Here is a 15066-nt window from a genome sequence, read left to right on the forward strand (position 1 = left end):
TGAACTTTCGTGCGGGCGAACTATTCGCCGGCGGTGAGTGCCTGAGTGCCGCCAGCCTTGAGAGCAGCGAGTCGTGCTTCGACTTCGGTGACCTTGCCGAGGTCTTCGAGACCTTCGAACTGAGCATCGAGGCTGGATGCTGCAAGCTCCTGCTGACCGAGAACCTTGGCTTCTTCGCGACGGATCTTGTCTTCGAAACGACCGAGGTCACTGGTGGGGTCGAGGAGGTCGATTGACTTGAGAGCATCGTGCACCTGCGACTGGGCCTCAACCGTCTTCGAGCGGGCAACGAGCTCATCGCGCTTCGACGTGAGTTCGCTCAGCTTGGCGCGCATTCCGTCGAGGCCGCTCTTGAGCTGGTCAACGACCTGCGTCTGTGCGGCGATCGTGGGGGCAGCAGCGCGAGCTTCGTTCTCGGCAGAAACCTGACGCCCGATAGCGATCTTGGCGAGGTTGTCGAACTTGTCGGCATCAGCGGCATTGCCGGCGGCGCGAAGTTCGTCTCCCTTGACGCTGGCGGCAAGAGCCTTACGGCCCCAATCTGATGCAGCCTCGCGGTCTTCGGCGTGGTCCTGCTCCATGAGGCGCAAGTTGCCGATGGTCTGCGCGACAGCGCTCTCCGCATCCGCAATGGAATTGGTGTAGTCGCGAACCAGCTGGTCGAGCATAAGCTGCGGGTCCTCAGCCTGATCGAGGATTGAATTGATGTTCGCCTTCACCATTTGTGAAATACGACCGAGAATCGACTGCTTTGCCATGCGAAGTGCCTTTCGTGAGTTTTCGAAGAAACCGTACTTAGAATCTACCGCCGCGACTGCGACCGCCACCACTGCGTCCAGAACTTCCACCGGAACGTCTACCGCCGCCGCCCGAGAATCCACCCGAGCGAGAGCCCCCGCCCCACGAACCGCCACTGGACGGTCGTGACGACCGCGATCCGAGGCTGCCACCGATCAAACCGCCGATGATGCCGCCCAAGAGGTCGCCACCACCGCTGCCGCCAACCGCGCCACCCAGACCGCCAAGCATTCCCGAACCGGAACTGCTGCCCGTCGAGAATTGTGACACCTCACGCTGAGCGAGGTCATAAGCGCTTGCCGCCAACTGATCAGCTTGACGCGCATGCGTCAACGCCGTCACGGGATCCGAAGTCTGTAAAGCCAACGCCTGCTTGAACTGACGGTCTGCTTCGCTGATTCTCGTTCGCGCCGTCGCCCCCACACCGCCGCGGCGGGTGGTGATGAACTGCGCCGTGGTCGTAATGCGGGACTGAGCGGCAGCCAAAGCCGCCGACAGTTGCGTAGCAGCATGGGCGAACGCAGCCTGCTGATCGCGCACGCCGACAAAAACTGTCTCGAGCGCCGCATTGGCGTCACCCAGAGTGCTGAGGCTCGCTACCGGGTTATCCGTGGAGGACTGCGCCGTCGCCAGAGCCGCCTCGGCAGCCGCGATCGCCGGCTGCAACGCTCCAGCAGTGGCATCGCTCGGCAGTGCGCGAGCAGCCGCAATATCGCCCGTGGTGTCAGTGATCGTGGCCGCAAGCTGGGTCTCGGCAGACTGGAGCTCTGTCGCCAGCGAGTCAACGGCATCCATGAGTTGGATGGCCTGGCCGAGTTCTGCCTGAGCGGTGCGAACACCGACAGCGGCCTCGCTCGGCTTCTGGGCCTCGATGGCAGCGCTGGCGGCGGTGGAATCGGCAACGGCCGAGGCGAGCAAGGCGCGAGCGCGTTCACCATTGTCAGTCACGGCTTCGATAGCAACCGGCGCATAGCGACCTCGGAGCGCTTCGAGGGCGCTCTCGGTTGCGGGCAAACGCTCCGACGCCTTCGCGATCAGCGTGGACGTTTCGGCGAGGGCTGCGGGGGCATTCGTTTCGAGCTTGCGCAGCTCGTCGAACGCGGCCGCTTGAGCATCAAGCAAATCGTCTGCCCGCTCACACAGCCCGATAATCTCGATCGTCATCGCCCGCTTCTGCTCAGCAGTCTCGGGCTCACTGTCATCGAGCTTCTGACGGATGCGGAACGCCTGCGCCACCGCAGCGCTCGCCTCTTTCAACGATGCTGCGAAGTTGGTCGTGGCCTGCGCGCCAAACTGAGCCTCAGCAAAACCGAGCTCTTGCTCGCTTGTCTTGAGAGCGTCATCCAGCTCGACCAGCGCACTGCCGGCCCGGCGGTCGAGTTCCTCTTGCGACACGCTCTCGACAGGGGCGCCAGCAGCTGCACCTGTGTTGCCGCGGCGGCGAACGCGGTAAAACGCGTAAGCGCCGACACCGATCACGGCCACCCCGCCCAGGATCGGCAGGACCGAAATGCCGCCACTCGACGACTCGGTCGTGCCGGATTCCGTGCCTGTGCCGGAGTCGCTGCCTGTGCCGGAGCCCGCCGCAGAATCGCTGGCGAGTGAGTCAGCGCCCGCGATCGCAGCCTGACCCCAGTTATCGTCGCGCAGTTGCGACTCGATGGCCGCTTCCGCTGCATCCAACTGGACATCGGTGAGGGGAGCGTCGGCGGACACCGACAGCGCATACTGGCGTTGCGAGACCGCAACCGCGAGCAGAAGATCGTCGTCACCTAACCCGTTAGCTTCGGCTGTGGCATCCGCCCAATCAATGGGAGACGACGGGTTAGTGAACTCGTCGACATACACAACAAAGAGTTGGATGCCGGCCCGGTCATACAGAAGATCAAGTGCGTCGGTGACGTCGCCGCTATCGCCCGCAAGCACTCCAGCGGAATCGACGACGTACGCGCCATCGAGGCTCACCGGGTCATCGGCCAGGGCAGGGGTTGCGGTGAGTAAAGCTAATGCCGCAGCGAGGGCGAAAACGGTGCCCAATCGTGCCTTCACAGGGTGCTCCTTCGTCGACAAAAGTGACACGGCGAGTCTAACGACAGGAACCTTGGGTTATTGCAGAACGATCGGCATCTGTTCGCTGCGCACCTCGGCGGCGGCGCCGTCGGCAGGGTCGGTGGGAACGAATGCGAGTGTGCTGCTGACCGCATACGCACCGGGGTCAACCATTCCGCCCGTGTCGATGGTGGTGCAGTCGTAGATGGCGATTGCCACGGAGAACTCGATGCTTTGGCCAGGCTGCAAATTCACCGGCATGACCGAGAGAATCTGCGCATCGGGGCTGTGGGAAATCACGATGGAATCGTCGAGGAGATTCACGTCAGGCACCGACGCGGTCGTTCCCTGCACGGGGGCATCCGAGTCATTGGTGAGTCGTACCGTTCCGAAGGCGCTGCCCGACGCCACGACTTCTGCCGGTAATTCGAGCTCGAGCGTCAAACCGAAGGGCGACGCGGACTCCACCGGAATCGTTACGCCGCACAAACCCACAACGCGAGAATCGTCGGGAGCGGCCTGCGCTGCTCCTGCGTCCGACGAATCCGCGGCCGACTCCGGAGCAGAATCGTCCGCCAACATGCTCACCGCGGTATCACTGCTCGAGAACAGCGGAATAACGTTGGCTCCCGTAAAGATCAGCGAACTCACGGCGAGAGCCCCCACCACGCCCACAGCCCACTGGCGCGGTCGACGACGCGACTTGCTTCGCGAAATTACAGCCGCTGTATCAATGGCAATGGCGGGCGGTTCGCCCGACGTCAGCTGTGCGCGAAGCTCGTTTTCATCAACCACGGTGGCCTCCTACGGTGTCGGCAGCATCGCGATCAAGGCTCACAGCCATGCGGCCGAGCGCGTCGCTCAAATAACGTTTTACAGCCCCGGAGCTGATATCTAGCGTCGCAGCGATGTCGTCCACCTTGAGGTCTTCGTAGTAACGCAGCACAACACAGGCGCGCTCGCGGGGTCGCAACTTCATCAGTTGAGACTGCAAATCTAAGCGAGCCTCGGTGTCGGCATCCGCAGATTCGTGGATGTCGGGCTCTACCGTGAGGTGGGCAATCTTGCGCCAGCGGCTGATCTTTCGACCGCGGTCAAGGTAGGTGTTCAGAATCGCTCGACGCACATAGGCTTCGGCGCTGGCGATGCCAAAACCGTTGCGCAGGCGACCGAATGTTTTCACGAGGGCATCGTGCACAAGGTCGGAGGCATCGTCGCGGTTCCCCGAAATGAGGTACGCATAGCGCGTCAGTGCTTCGCCGCGCTCTTCGACGAGTTGAGTAACTACGTCTTCCCAGCGGGCAGGGGTGTTTTCGGTCTCAGTCACTGAGCCCCTCCTCGCCGTCGTCTCTATTGTGGCCGAGGAATGGCCAATAGTTAGCGCAATTGCGGTCACACTAATAAAGACGAACGGCGAGGCGGTTTCGTTGGTTAGCTTTGGAGACGCGTTTTCAGTTGCTCAAGTTGGCGAGAAACTGCGGCAGGAACACGGTCTCCGAAGGTGGCGAAGAATTCTTCGGTGGCTTCGGCTTCGGCGATCCACGAGTCGTTATCGATCGCGAAAAGCTGTTCCATGGTGTCATCGCCGAGTTCGAGGCCGTCGATGTTGAGGTCGCCTTCGCGCGGCATCAACCCGAGGGCACTTTCGCGGGCGGCAACCGTTCCGTCAACGCGGTCGAGAATCCACTCGAGCACGCGTGAGTTTTCGCCAAATCCTGGCCACAGGAAGGAACCATCGGCACCCTTGCGGAACCAGTTGACTTGGAAAATGCGTGGCACTGTGCCGGATCCGCGGAGATCCTGGCCGACCGAGAGCCAGTGGGCCCAATGGTCTGCCATGTTGTATCCACAGAAGGGCATCATGGCGAACGGATCTCTCCGTAGTTCACCAATGGTGCCTTCGGCAGCCGCCGTCCGCTCAGATGAGATAGTGGCGCCCAGGTAGACGCCATGCTCCCAATCTCGTGCCTCCACCACTAGCGGCACGTTGGTCGCGCGGCGACCGCCGAAGATTATGGCGTCGATTACGACGCCCTGTGGCGATTCCCAGTCATCTGCGATGCTGGGACATTGTGCTGCTGCCACAGTAAAACGTGAGTTCGGGTGAGCCGACGGGGTGCCAGATTCTGGCGTCCAGTCGTTACCCTGCCAGTCAATAAGGTGCTCAGGCACCTCATCGCTCATGCCTTCCCACCAGACGTCGCCGTTGTCTTTCAAACCGACGTTGGTGAAAACGGTGTTGCCCCAGATGGTGTCCATCGCGGTCTCGTTAGTGGCGTAGCCGGTGCCCGGTGCCACTCCAAAGAAGCCAGCTTCGGGGTTGATGGCGCGCAGGCGGCCGTCAGCTCCCTTGCCGAGCCACGCGATGTCGTCGCCAATCGTCTCGGCCTTCCAGCCGGGGATGGTCGGCTTGAGCATGGCCAAGTTGGTCTTGCCGCAGGCGCTGGGGAATGCTGCCGCGATGTGGAACACGCGACCGCGGGGGTTGGTGAGCTTGAGGAGCAACATGTGCTCAGCAAGCCAGCCCTCTTCGCGAGCGATCACTGAAGCGATGCGCAGTGCGAATGACTTCTTCGCGAGAATCGCGTTGCCGCCGTACGCGGAGCCGAATGACCAGATCTCACGAGTCTCGGGGAAGTGGCTGATGTATTTGGTCTGGTTGCAGGGCCACGGCACGTCAGCCTGGCCGGCATCCAGCGGTGCACCGACCGAGTGGATGGCGCGCACCCATTCAGTGGAGTCATCGATGGCATTGAGAACGGCGGTTCCCATTCGCGTCATGATGCCCATGCTCATGACGACGTAGGGGGAGTCTGTTACCTGCACGCCGATCTTGGCGAGCGGGGAACCGAGCGGGCCCATGGAGAAGGGAACGACGTACATCCGGCGACCGCGCATGCTGCCGGCAAAGAGGCCGTCAAGCGTGTTGCGCATTTCGGCAGGCTCGGCCCAGTTGTTGGAGGGGCCAGCGTCTGCTTCGTCGGCGGAGCAAATGAAGGTTCGCGCTTCGACACGAGCGACATCGCTCGGGTCGCTGCGGGCGAGGTAGCTGTGGGGACGGTACTCATCGTTGAGGCGGGTGAGCGTTCCGGCAGCGACCATCTCGGCTGCGAGTTCGTCTGCTTCTTCGGCGCTACCATCGCACCAGACAATGTCGTCGGGTTGCGTGAGGGTGGCGATCTGTTCCACCCAGGTAATAACGCTTTGGTTTGTTCCGTCGGGTGCGGAGAAGTGCGTCCTTGTCATCTCGGCGATGCTCATTTCTACCTTCCGCTGAAGAGTTGTAGTGCTGAAAAAACTGTTGTTATTCGATGATGACCCAGTTTTGCTGGTGATGTTGACGAATCGAGTGGAAAGAATCACTATTCTTTAGTTATAGTGAACGTGTGAATGATCTTGTGACTCTCGGGCAACGCATCCGACATTTCCGCACAACCTCCGGCATGACCCTCGATCAGTTGGGAGACAAGGTCGGTGTGGCCGGTAGTCAGCTCTCGCTGATGGAGAACGGGCGACGCGAACCTCGCCTCTCACTGCTGTCGGCGATTGCCGCAGCCACGGACATCCAACTTGCTGATCTCTTGGAGGAGTCGCCGCCTACCAAGCGCGCAGCCCTCGAAATTGAGCTGGATCGCTTGCAACGCAGCACTATCTACGCCTCGCTGGGGTTGCCCAAGATTCGCCCGTCAAAGGGCATTCCCGATGAGACGCTTGAGGCAATCGTGGGTCTTCACCATGAACTTTCGACGCGGTCGCGCAAAGCAATTGCCACGCCAGAAGAGGCCCGTCGTGCCAACACGGAGTTGCGGATCCGCATGCGTGCCCTCGACAACTACTTGCCTGAGCTTGAAAAAGAAGCCGAAAAGTTGACGATTGCCGGAAATCACACCTCGGGCGCCCTGACTCACCGGGCCGTGAGCCTGATGGCAGAATCGCTCGGCTTTGAGCTCGTGCATGTGCACGACCTGCCGCATTCAGCACGCTCGGTAACGGACCTCAAACATGGGCGCATCTACTTGCCACCGGCATCCATTCCTGGTGGTCACGGCTTGCGCTCCATGGCGCTTCAAGCGATGGCACACCGCGTTCTTGGGCACACCGAACCCACCAGCTACGCCGAGTTCTTGCACCAGCGTCTCGAAATTAACTACTTTGCGGCGGCAGTACTCATGCCCCTCAAGCAGTCCGTTGCATTCTTGAGCGAAGCCAAGACGAATCGCAATATCGCTGTTGAAGATTTTCGGGATGCCTTTGGTGTCACCCACGAAGCGGCTGCGCTGCGCTTCACCAACTTGGCAACCTCGCACCTCGATCTCGAAACGCACTTCTTACGCGTCGGTGACGATGGGGCTGTCTACAAGGCCTACGAAAATGATGGTTTGCGGCTGCCCGTTGACGTCACCGGTTCAGCGGAGGGCCAGTTTGTGTGCCGCAATTGGAGCGCGCGAACAGCGTTCACGCGCACCAACCGCACGACAGAGTTCTACCAATACACCGACACCCCAGAGGGCAGCTTCTTCGAGTCAACCCAAACGGGAACAACGGATGCGGAAGAATTCTCCATCACCATCGGGGTGCCCTTCGCGCACTCTAAATGGTTCCGCGGCCGGGCTACGGACGTGCGCCAGTCGTCAACCTGCCCCGACGAAAGCTGCTGCCGCAAACCAGAAGACGAATTGCGCGATCGCTGGTCAGGCAACGCATGGTCGAGCGCCAAGCTGCACGCCCACATTCTCTCGCCGCTGCCCTCGGGAACCTTCCCAGGCGTGGATGACCGTGAGCTCTACGAATTCTTGGAGTCGCACGCGAGCGACGCGCACTAGCGGCGCATTGCGGGGCTAGGCCCCTCGCGGTTAGCAGTCGCAGGAGATCGCTGAAACGGGAGCGGTGAGTGGATCTTTTTCGCGGATAACTGGTCCGTTGCTGCCAGCGACGGGGTAGCCTTCGCGCGCCCAGTATTCGAAGCCGCCGATCATTTCGCGGACCTCGTAGCCGAGTCGTGCGAACTCGAGGGCGGCTTTCGTGCCGCCATTGCAGCCTGGGCCCCAGCAATACACGACAACGGGCATTTCGAGGGCGATCTCGCCGCTGGCCCGCGCGCTGATGTCCGCAGTCGGCATGTGCACGGCTCCGACAGCGTGGCCCTGGTTCCATGCGGCATCGCCTCGGGAATCGATCAATACGAAACGTTCCTGTGTCTCGAGGGCCGCTCCGACATCCGAGGAATCAGTTTCGAAGTCAAGCTTGCGTGAAAAGTGGGCGACTCGGTCAGCGGCACTTGCGGGAGGCATCATGGCAACAGATTAGTGGGCGGCGTCGGTCGCGTGGGGTAACTTCGGTTCGGCACAACACCAGCTATTTGAGGGAGCAATTGATTGCATGGCTAAGAAAACGGCAACCGCTGCACCGCTCATCGATGCTCTGCAGCTTGAGAACCTCGCTGAGGGCGAGGCCACGCTGCTGCGGGCACACGAAAGCTATGACGGCCAGCGATTTGCGGCATCCGATCTGAGCGAATACGACCTAGCGGGTTCTTCTTTTTCGGAGTGTGAATTTTCTGAGCTGGAGGCTAACGGCGTTGACCTTCGGGCGGCGACTTTTGTAGAGAGCCGGTTCGAGAAGCTCAACGCTCCCATCTTCACGGCACCGCGCTCGAATCTTCGCGATGTGAGCATCGAAGGGTCCCGCCTGGGCTCCGCTGAGTTTTATGAGTCCACGTGGAAGTCGGTTCGATTTACGCACTGCCGCATTGGCTACCTAAATCTGCGCGGTGCCCACCTTCAGGATGTGCTGTTTGACGACTGCCTGATCGATGAACTTGATCTAGGTGCCGCAACAGCCAACCGAGTTTCATTCGCCCATACCCAGGTAAATACCCTCGATATCACCCGCGCAACGCTGACGAATTTCGACCTGCGTGCCCTCGAGTTGCGCCACGTCACTGGAGTCGAGCATCTCAAGGGCGCCACCATCAACTCCTACCAACTGGCTGAGTTCGCCCCGATGCTTGCTGCCCACTTGGGCATCGTGCTCGAAGAATAGGGGCGCCCGGCGGGAGACCGCAACGAACGCCCCTGACGAGTCGTGGAGCCGGCTCAGCAGCCTCCGCCGCTGGAGCTGCAGCACACGCCCGTTTCAGGCAGCATCAGGTTGACGTGACCAGCGCTCGCCGTATCGCCCGCGATCGCAGCGACCACGGAGCGCACTTGTTCGTACCCGGTAGCCATGAGGAATGTTGGCGCCCGGCCATAGCTCTTCATGCCGACCACGTAGACATTCTTCTCGGGATGGGCGAGCACGCTAGCGCCGTGTGGCTCGACGGTGCCACAGCTGTGCACGTTCGGGTCGATGAGAGGTGCAAGCGCGACGGGAGCCTCAAGCACGGGGTCGAAGCTGAGGTGCAGTTCACGCAGGATGCTGAGGTCAGGGCGAAAGCCGGTGGCGGCGGCGAGAGCATCCACGGTCACGGATTGTTCGCCATCGGGGTTACTGCTGATCACGCGCAGTCGACCATCGGGCTGAGGTGCGAGCTCGGTGATGGTGAAGTCAGTGAGCAGCGTAATAGCGCCGGATTCCACAGCAGCCTTCAGTCGGGTCCCGAGTGCGCCACGGCCCGGCAACTCATCGGCAGTGCCACCACCGTAGAGGCGGCGAGCGGAGCGCCCACGAATGGCCCACGTGATTTCTGTGCCGGGTGCGCTCTCACGCAACTCGGCAAGTGCAAGCAGGGTGTTGGCGGCCGAGTGACCCATGCCAATCACGAGGGTGTGCTTGCCGACGAAACGCGCACGATCGGTGCCGAGAACGTCGGGCAGCGGGCCCGCGAGCCACGCAGCGCTGTCGGCTTCGCCGGTCGCCGGGAGCCCAGAGGCGCCGATGGGATTGTCATGACCCCACGTGCCGGAGGCGTCGATAATTGCCGACGCGAGGATGTCGTACACGCCATCAGCGGAGTCAACGCGAACCAGCAGCGGGTGGCGCTCGCGGCCAATAGTTCTGGCGGAATCGATGCCCTGGCGCGACGTGCCAATCACGCGGCTGTTGTAGCGGATGAGCGGGGCAAGTTCGGGGGCTGCGGCGAGCGGCAGGAGGTAGTCGTGAACGAGTTCGGAGCCGGTGGGTAGGGCTTCGGGGTCGGGGGAGACCCAGTTCGTTTTTTCGAGCAATTCACGGCCGACCGGGTCGATGCTGTAGCGCCAAGGGGAGAAGAGTGAGACGTGACCCCACTGGCTGATCGAGTCCCCGGCGTGTTCTCCAGCTTCGAGCACGATGGTGTCGATGCCGCGTTTGTTGAGGTTGGCGGCGGCGGCGAGCCCGATGGGGCCGGCTCCGATAACGACGACGGGTAGCGGGCGTGCGGGGGAAGGTGCGGCGGTCATCGCTCTCCTCATGTTGTTCGCCAGCAGCACTACTAGCGTTCGCTCACGATAACAGCAACTGCTGTTGATAACAAAGAAACGATGTAGGATCACTGTTATGAGCGAACGCGTCGAACTTCTGACAATTCAGAAGCCCACTTGGTCTGCCTCGGCCGAGCGAGCCCAGAGCCTAGCGCCACTCCTGCGTGCCCTCGGCGACCCTAACCGGTTGCAGCTCGTACTGTTGCTGACTGAACGCGCGCATACCGTGCGTGAACTCACGGATGCCACCGGCCTCAGTCAAACGCTCGTGAGTCACCACTTGGCGCCCCTGCGCGACAACGGCCTCGTCACGGTCACACCCCGCGGTCGTTCCAACGTCTATGAACTCTGCTGCGAAGCCTTCGCAGAGCCCGTCAAGATGCTCGCGTCTGTTGCGACAAGCACGGATGCCGGCGCTGAGGCCTGCTGCGTCGTTAACTAGCAGCCAAAAGCAATCAGCGGCTACGTGGCCAGAACAGCACGCAGCGAACGTGCGGTGAAAATAACAGTGCCCCCGGAGGGAATCGAACCCCCGACCTACGGTACCGGAAACCGGCGCTCTATCCCCTGAGCTACGAAGGCAAGGGCTCCATCTTAGCAAGCAATCGTTCCCACATTTAGCACGCTGTGGTGATGCCCGGTTCAGCTTCTCGTGACATTATCGGGGGATGCTGCGTACCGTGTCATCCCACCAAGAACTTGACCTTCGTGGTCGCACCGAAATGGTCTTTAGCGTTGCGGTGTCTGCTCGCTGGACTACGGCATCCGAGTCCGTTGGTTTTGTGTTGGATGGCGTGCCCCAGCAGCCAACAGAGTTGGTCGATGCGCGCGGAACCCGCCTGCACTCGCTGATTGCTGGCCCAGGGCGTCTTGTCGTGGACTACGCCGCCACCGTTGAGGAAACCCCCGAACCTGCGCCGGTCAACGAGATCGACCTGATCGAGTATTTGCGGCCGAGTCGGTATTGCGAATCCGATGTTCTGCTTCCGAGTGCTCGTTCGTTGTTCCCGAGCCAGACCGGGCACGAGTTGCTCCTGGCTGTGCGGGATTGGGTCGGGGCAAACATGCGGTACACGCCAGGCATCTCCTTGGCGACCGATGGTGCAGCCCATTCGATGTTGGCGCGCCAGGGCGTATGCCGCGACTACGCGCACCTCACCATTTCGATGCTGCGCGCCAAAGATGTGCCGGCGCGGTATACCTCGGTGTATGCGCCCGGGCTGAGCCCCATGGATTTCCATGCCGTCGCAGAGGCGTATGTAGACGGCGCCTGGTGGGTTGTGGATTCCACCGGACTTGCTCCGCGTCAGTCGCTCGTGCGCATCGCTACGGGCAGGGATGCAGCCGATACGGCCTTCCTCACCAATCACTGGGCTGACCTGTTCTTGCAGAAACTTTCGATCACGGTGACGGCAGACACGCTGCCGGTAGACGATCACCGCTCGCCGGTTCAGCTTCCCTAGCTTTCCGATCTCGTAGCGTCGCGCTCGAGTTGGATCGCGCCCAAGCGGTGTGCCGCGAGCGAGTCTCCCTTACTTCAGGGCGGCAGTGACAAGCGAGACTAGGGCCTTGGCATCCCCGGCACGAGAGAACTCTTGTGAGCTGAGGGTCACCCAGTAGGGGCCAGTAAAGACTTGAGCTATGCCGGTGCGACCTTCGGATGCGAAGTAGCCGGCGAAGCTGTCAGTGCTTGCGCCTGCGTTCGACGTGAGGGCGCTGATGGCGCTCGTGTCTGGCTGAACGACCGAGACGTCAATCGTGATTCCGCTGGTGCCGTTTTCCCAACGGCACACGGTGCCCTTCGATTGAACGGCGGTTTCTGCGACTGACCCTGCGTCGGGCGTGAAGCCGTTCAGCAACAGGTAATTGGGGTTAAAGTCATACATTTGCTGGGGCGTAATGAGCGCTGTGCAATCGATGTCTACTGGGGTGGCTTCGGGCGCTGGCGCCGCGGTCTTGGTGGGCTCCGCCGAAGCCGTTGGTGTGCTCGTAGAGTCTGTGGCGGTCGGCGAGGCGGTGCTGGTGGGGGATGCGCTGGGAGTTGTTTCGGTGGGAACGCACGCGCTCAAGAGGAGAGCCGATGCACTCAGTGCGATCACTGCAGGAATAACGCGAAGTCGAGAAGCCATGGTTCCATTCTGGTGACCTCTGACACCAACGAAGTGCAGTGACCCGGCATTGTCGCGAACTGCGCCAGGAGCTCAGTCGCCACCCAGTACTCTTAAGGGGTGAATCCTGCTGATCTTTCTGCCACCTTGCTCTCTGTCGTCTCCCGCATTGCGGCTGACCGCGGCACGCCCGATTTGGGCCTGACAGTGAGTGACCTGGTGTTAGAGCGACCGCGCAATCGCGATCACGGTGATTGGGCATCCAATATCGCTATGAAGTTGGCGAAGCCGCTGGGCGCCAACCCCCGTGAGCTGGCGACTGAAATCGCCGAGCAGGCGCGTGCGATCGACGGCATCGCCTCGGTAGATGTTGCGGGCCCCGGCTTCATTAACATCACCCTAGATGCCGCTGCCGCGGGTGCGCTCGCGAAGACCATCGTTGAGCAGGGCGAGACCTACGGTCGCAATGATTCCCTCGCGGGTCAGACCATTAACTTGGAGTTTGTTTCGGCCAACCCCACCGGCCCGTTGCACATTGGTCACACTCGGTGGGCTGCTCTGGGCGATTCGCTTGCGCGCGTGCTCAAGTCCGCTGGTGCTGAGTTGGTGAGTGAGTTCTACATCAACGATGCCGGCAACCAGATGGACAACTTTGGGGCGTCGATTCTGGCGTCGGCGAAGGGTGAGCCCACTCCGGAGAACGGCTACCCTGGCGCTTATGTTGCCGAGCTCGCTCAGCGTGTGCTCGCCTCGAACCCCGAAATTCTTGAACTCGACCACGATGAGGCGATCGCCGTTGCGCGCGAGCGTGGCTATGAGCTTCAGCTTGGCGAGATCAAGAAGTCGCTCGCGGCGTTCAATGTGCACTTCGACGTCTGGTTCAGCGAGCGTGACCTTCACGCGGTAAAGGACGACGGCAAGAGCGCCATCGATACTGCCGTTGAGCGCTTGCGGGCTCAGGGCCATGTCGCCGACAGTGACGACGCGGTGTGGGTCAAGACCACCGACTTCGGCGACGACAAAGATCGCGTGATCAAGCGCGGCAACGGCATTTACACCTACTTCGCCGCCGATGCGGCCTACTACCTCAGCAAGGGGGACCGGGGCTACGCCCACAAGATCTACCTGCTCGGCGCCGACCACCACGGTTACGTTCACCGTCTCAAGGCGCTCGCGGGCGCTGCCGGTGACGACCCCAATAAGGACATCGAGGTGCTCATCGGGCAACTCGTCAGCATCAACGGTGCTCGCCTCTCGAAGCGTGCCGGCAACATCATCGAGCTCGACGATCTGCGTGAATGGCTCGGAACGGATGCCCTGCGCTACTCGCTCGCGCGCTACCCCGCTGATTCGCCGCTCACCCTTGACCCCGAGATTCTGCAAAAGCGCACGAACGACAACCCCGTCTTCTACGTTCAGTACGCTCACGCGCGCACTCACAGCGTCGCGCGCAATGCGGGGGAGTCGGGAGTGGATCGCAGCGTCTTTGATGCTTCGTTGCTCACGAACGAAACCGAGAGCATCCTTCTTGGCGTTCTTGCTGAGTTCCCGCGCATCGTCGCTCAGGCGGCAGAGTTGCGTGAACCGCACCGCATCGCGCGCTTCGCGGAAGAGCTCGCCGGCAGCTATCACCGCTGGTACGACCAGTGCCGCGTCACGCCAATGAACGATGAAGAAGTCACCGACGTTCACCGCACGCGCCTCTGGGTCAACGATGCTGTCGGTCAAGTGCTGCGCAACAGCCTGTGGATGCTCGGAGTCAGCGCCCCGGAGCGGATGTAGCGTCCGTGGCTTCCGACGATCAGCCCACCATTGAGTTGCGCCTCGATGGCGCCGCGGATTCTGCCCCTGAGGCAGCCACCGGCTACGCCGTTGCGAAGCGCAAGCGACGCAGCTGGATTGGTTGGGTTGTCGCCGGGGTCATTCTCCTCATCCTGATCGTCGGTGTTGTCCTCGTAGAGACTGTCGGGCGCACCGCAGCGGTCCGCATCGCTCAAGACGAGATTGCCTCGTCGCTCGGCTTGGAATCCAGTGAGGGCGTTGCTGTCGATTTAGGCTCGGGCTCGCTGATCCTCCAGGCGCTCACGGGCGGTCTCGATGCGGTGACGATCGACATCGATCGGTTTGAGGTAAACGGCCTCGAGTCATCCGTGCAGGTCGTTGCTACCGGGGTTCCCGTGGTGTCGTCGCAGCCGATCGACACAGTCTCGATGGATGTCGCGATCACCGGCGCAGAGGTATCGAAGCTTGCGACAACGCTGAGCGGTACCGGGCTCGACTCGATTGAACTCGAAGGTAGCGCCATCCGGGTATCGACGGTCTTTAAGCTCCTGTTCTTTGAGATCCCCGTTGCCCTCGATCTGGTGCCGGTTGCCGCGGGGGACTCAATCGCCTTCGAACCAGAATCGGTCATCCTGGGCGACGAGCAGATTTCGGTTGCCGATTTGCGACAGAATCCGCTCGTTTCGGGTCTGGCGGGTAGCCTGCTCAGCTCTCAAGAGTTCTGCGTTGCGTCCTCGTTGCCGACGGCGCTAACGATCGATTCGGTTGCGGTAGCCAACGACAACCTGGTCATCCAACTCAACGCTGATGGCATCGCGCTCGATGATGCCGCGTGGAAGCAATACGGCACATGTCCAGCGCCGTAACCCGATTCAACGCTAGCCGCGCCAGCCGTTAGAGTGGTCAGCATCCCCAACGCCCGTGCGGAC

The 15066-nt window shown here is 61.5% G+C and carries 14 protein-coding genes and 1 tRNA gene; 6 read left to right on the plus strand and 9 right to left on the minus strand.

The features are described from left to right. Positions 1-20: 20 nt before the first annotated feature. From I6E73_RS13590 to I6E73_RS13610, 5 genes are all read right to left on the minus strand, one after another. Complete coding sequence (locus tag I6E73_RS13590) at positions 21-758, minus strand: PspA/IM30 family protein (RefSeq protein ID WP_197126423.1); 738 nt, start codon at positions 756-758, stop codon at positions 21-23. A gap of 37 nt (positions 759-795) precedes the next feature. Next, positions 796-2847 carry a TPM domain-containing protein gene (locus tag I6E73_RS14800; protein ID WP_197126425.1) on the minus strand — a complete coding sequence of 684 codons (2052 nt, stop codon included), beginning with the start codon at positions 2845-2847 and terminating at the stop codon, positions 796-798. A 57-nt stretch (positions 2848-2904) separates the two neighbouring features. Beyond that, positions 2905-3642, minus strand: coding sequence for a hypothetical protein (locus I6E73_RS13600; RefSeq protein ID WP_197126427.1), 738 nt, complete (start codon positions 3640-3642; stop codon positions 2905-2907). Then, complete coding sequence (locus I6E73_RS13605) at positions 3635-4174, minus strand: sigma-70 family RNA polymerase sigma factor (protein WP_197108966.1); 540 nt, start codon at positions 4172-4174, stop codon at positions 3635-3637. The genes I6E73_RS13600 and I6E73_RS13605 overlap by 8 nt, the downstream gene beginning before the upstream one ends. A 104-nt stretch (positions 4175-4278) precedes the next feature. After that, positions 4279-6108, minus strand: coding sequence for a phosphoenolpyruvate carboxykinase (GTP) (locus I6E73_RS13610; protein ID WP_197126429.1), 1830 nt, complete (start codon positions 6106-6108; stop codon positions 4279-4281). Between the two features lie 125 nt (positions 6109-6233). Between I6E73_RS13610 and I6E73_RS13615 the strand changes: the two genes are divergently transcribed. Beyond that, positions 6234-7670 (plus strand): helix-turn-helix domain-containing protein, encoded by a 1437-nt coding sequence (locus I6E73_RS13615; RefSeq protein ID WP_197126431.1) that lies wholly within the window; start codon positions 6234-6236, stop codon positions 7668-7670. Positions 7671-7700: 30 nt separating this feature from the next. Here the strand turns inward: I6E73_RS13615 and I6E73_RS13620 are convergent, their stop codons facing one another. Further along, the gene (locus I6E73_RS13620) at positions 7701-8141 is read right to left on the minus strand and encodes a rhodanese-like domain-containing protein (RefSeq protein WP_197126433.1); all 441 of its coding nucleotides are present in this window, start codon (positions 8139-8141) and stop codon (positions 7701-7703) included. An 85-nt stretch (positions 8142-8226) separates the two neighbouring features. On the opposite strand from I6E73_RS13620, the gene I6E73_RS13625 reads away from it, so the two are divergent. Next, entirely contained in the window at positions 8227-8889 is a 663-nt protein-coding gene (locus I6E73_RS13625; RefSeq protein WP_197126435.1) for a pentapeptide repeat-containing protein, read from the plus strand. Between the two features lie 53 nt (positions 8890-8942). Here I6E73_RS13625 and I6E73_RS13630 read toward each other — a convergent pair whose 3' ends face one another. Then, positions 8943-10226, minus strand: coding sequence for an FAD-dependent oxidoreductase (locus tag I6E73_RS13630; protein ID WP_197126437.1), 1284 nt, complete (start codon positions 10224-10226; stop codon positions 8943-8945). 97 nt (positions 10227-10323) lie between these two features. On the opposite strand from I6E73_RS13630, the gene I6E73_RS13635 reads away from it, so the two are divergent. Further along, a complete protein-coding gene (locus I6E73_RS13635) occupies positions 10324-10689 on the plus strand; it encodes a helix-turn-helix transcriptional regulator (protein ID WP_197126439.1) in 366 nt (121 codons plus the stop codon). Positions 10690-10756: 67 nt separating this feature from the next. Here I6E73_RS13635 and I6E73_RS13640 read toward each other — a convergent pair. After that, a tRNA-Arg gene (locus I6E73_RS13640) sits at positions 10757-10829 on the minus strand. 86 nt (positions 10830-10915) lie between these two features. Here I6E73_RS13640 and I6E73_RS13645 point away from each other — a divergent pair. Continuing rightward, positions 10916-11710 carry a transglutaminase family protein gene (locus I6E73_RS13645; protein WP_197126441.1) on the plus strand — a complete coding sequence of 265 codons (795 nt, stop codon included), beginning with the start codon at positions 10916-10918 and terminating at the stop codon, positions 11708-11710. Between the two features lie 69 nt (positions 11711-11779). On the opposite strand, the gene I6E73_RS13650 is transcribed toward I6E73_RS13645, so the two are convergent. Then, a complete protein-coding gene (locus I6E73_RS13650; RefSeq protein WP_197126443.1) occupies positions 11780-12376 on the minus strand; it encodes an arginyl-tRNA synthetase in 597 nt (198 codons plus the stop codon). 99 nt (positions 12377-12475) lie between these two features. On the opposite strand from I6E73_RS13650, the gene argS reads away from it, so the two are divergent. After that, positions 12476-14137: an arginine--tRNA ligase gene (gene argS / locus I6E73_RS13655; protein ID WP_197126445.1), complete on the plus strand. Its 1662-nt coding sequence runs from the start codon at positions 12476-12478 to the stop codon at positions 14135-14137. 5 nt (positions 14138-14142) lie between these two features. Continuing rightward, positions 14143-15003, plus strand: coding sequence for a DUF2993 domain-containing protein (locus I6E73_RS13660; RefSeq protein WP_307784324.1), 861 nt, complete (start codon positions 14143-14145; stop codon positions 15001-15003). The last annotated feature ends 63 nt before the right edge of the window (positions 15004-15066 follow it).

This window comes from Salinibacterium sp. SWN248, from assembly GCF_015864575.1.
Taxonomy (GTDB): Bacteria; Actinomycetota; Actinomycetes; order Actinomycetales; family Microbacteriaceae; genus Rhodoglobus.

Bases quoted from the DNA above. Each gene is read 5' to 3' on its own strand.
- I6E73_RS13590 (WP_197126423.1), bottom strand. From the start codon at position 758: ATGGCAAAGCAGTCGATTCTCGGTCGTATTTCACAAATGGTGAAGGCG.
- I6E73_RS13610 (WP_197126429.1), bottom strand. From the start codon at position 6,108: ATGAGCATCGCCGAGATGACAAGGACGCACTTCTCCGCACCCGACGGA.
- I6E73_RS13620 (WP_197126433.1), bottom strand. From the start codon at position 8,141: ATGATGCCTCCCGCAAGTGCCGCTGACCGAGTCGCCCACTTTTCACGC.
- I6E73_RS13625 (WP_197126435.1), top strand. From the start codon at position 8,227: ATGGCTAAGAAAACGGCAACCGCTGCACCGCTCATCGATGCTCTGCAG.
- I6E73_RS13630 (WP_197126437.1), bottom strand. From the start codon at position 10,226: ATGACCGCCGCACCTTCCCCCGCACGCCCGCTACCCGTCGTCGTTATC.
- I6E73_RS13635 (WP_197126439.1), top strand. From the start codon at position 10,324: ATGAGCGAACGCGTCGAACTTCTGACAATTCAGAAGCCCACTTGGTCT.
- I6E73_RS13645 (WP_197126441.1), top strand. From the start codon at position 10,916: ATGCTGCGTACCGTGTCATCCCACCAAGAACTTGACCTTCGTGGTCGC.
- I6E73_RS13650 (WP_197126443.1), bottom strand. From the start codon at position 12,376: ATGGCTTCTCGACTTCGCGTTATTCCTGCAGTGATCGCACTGAGTGCA.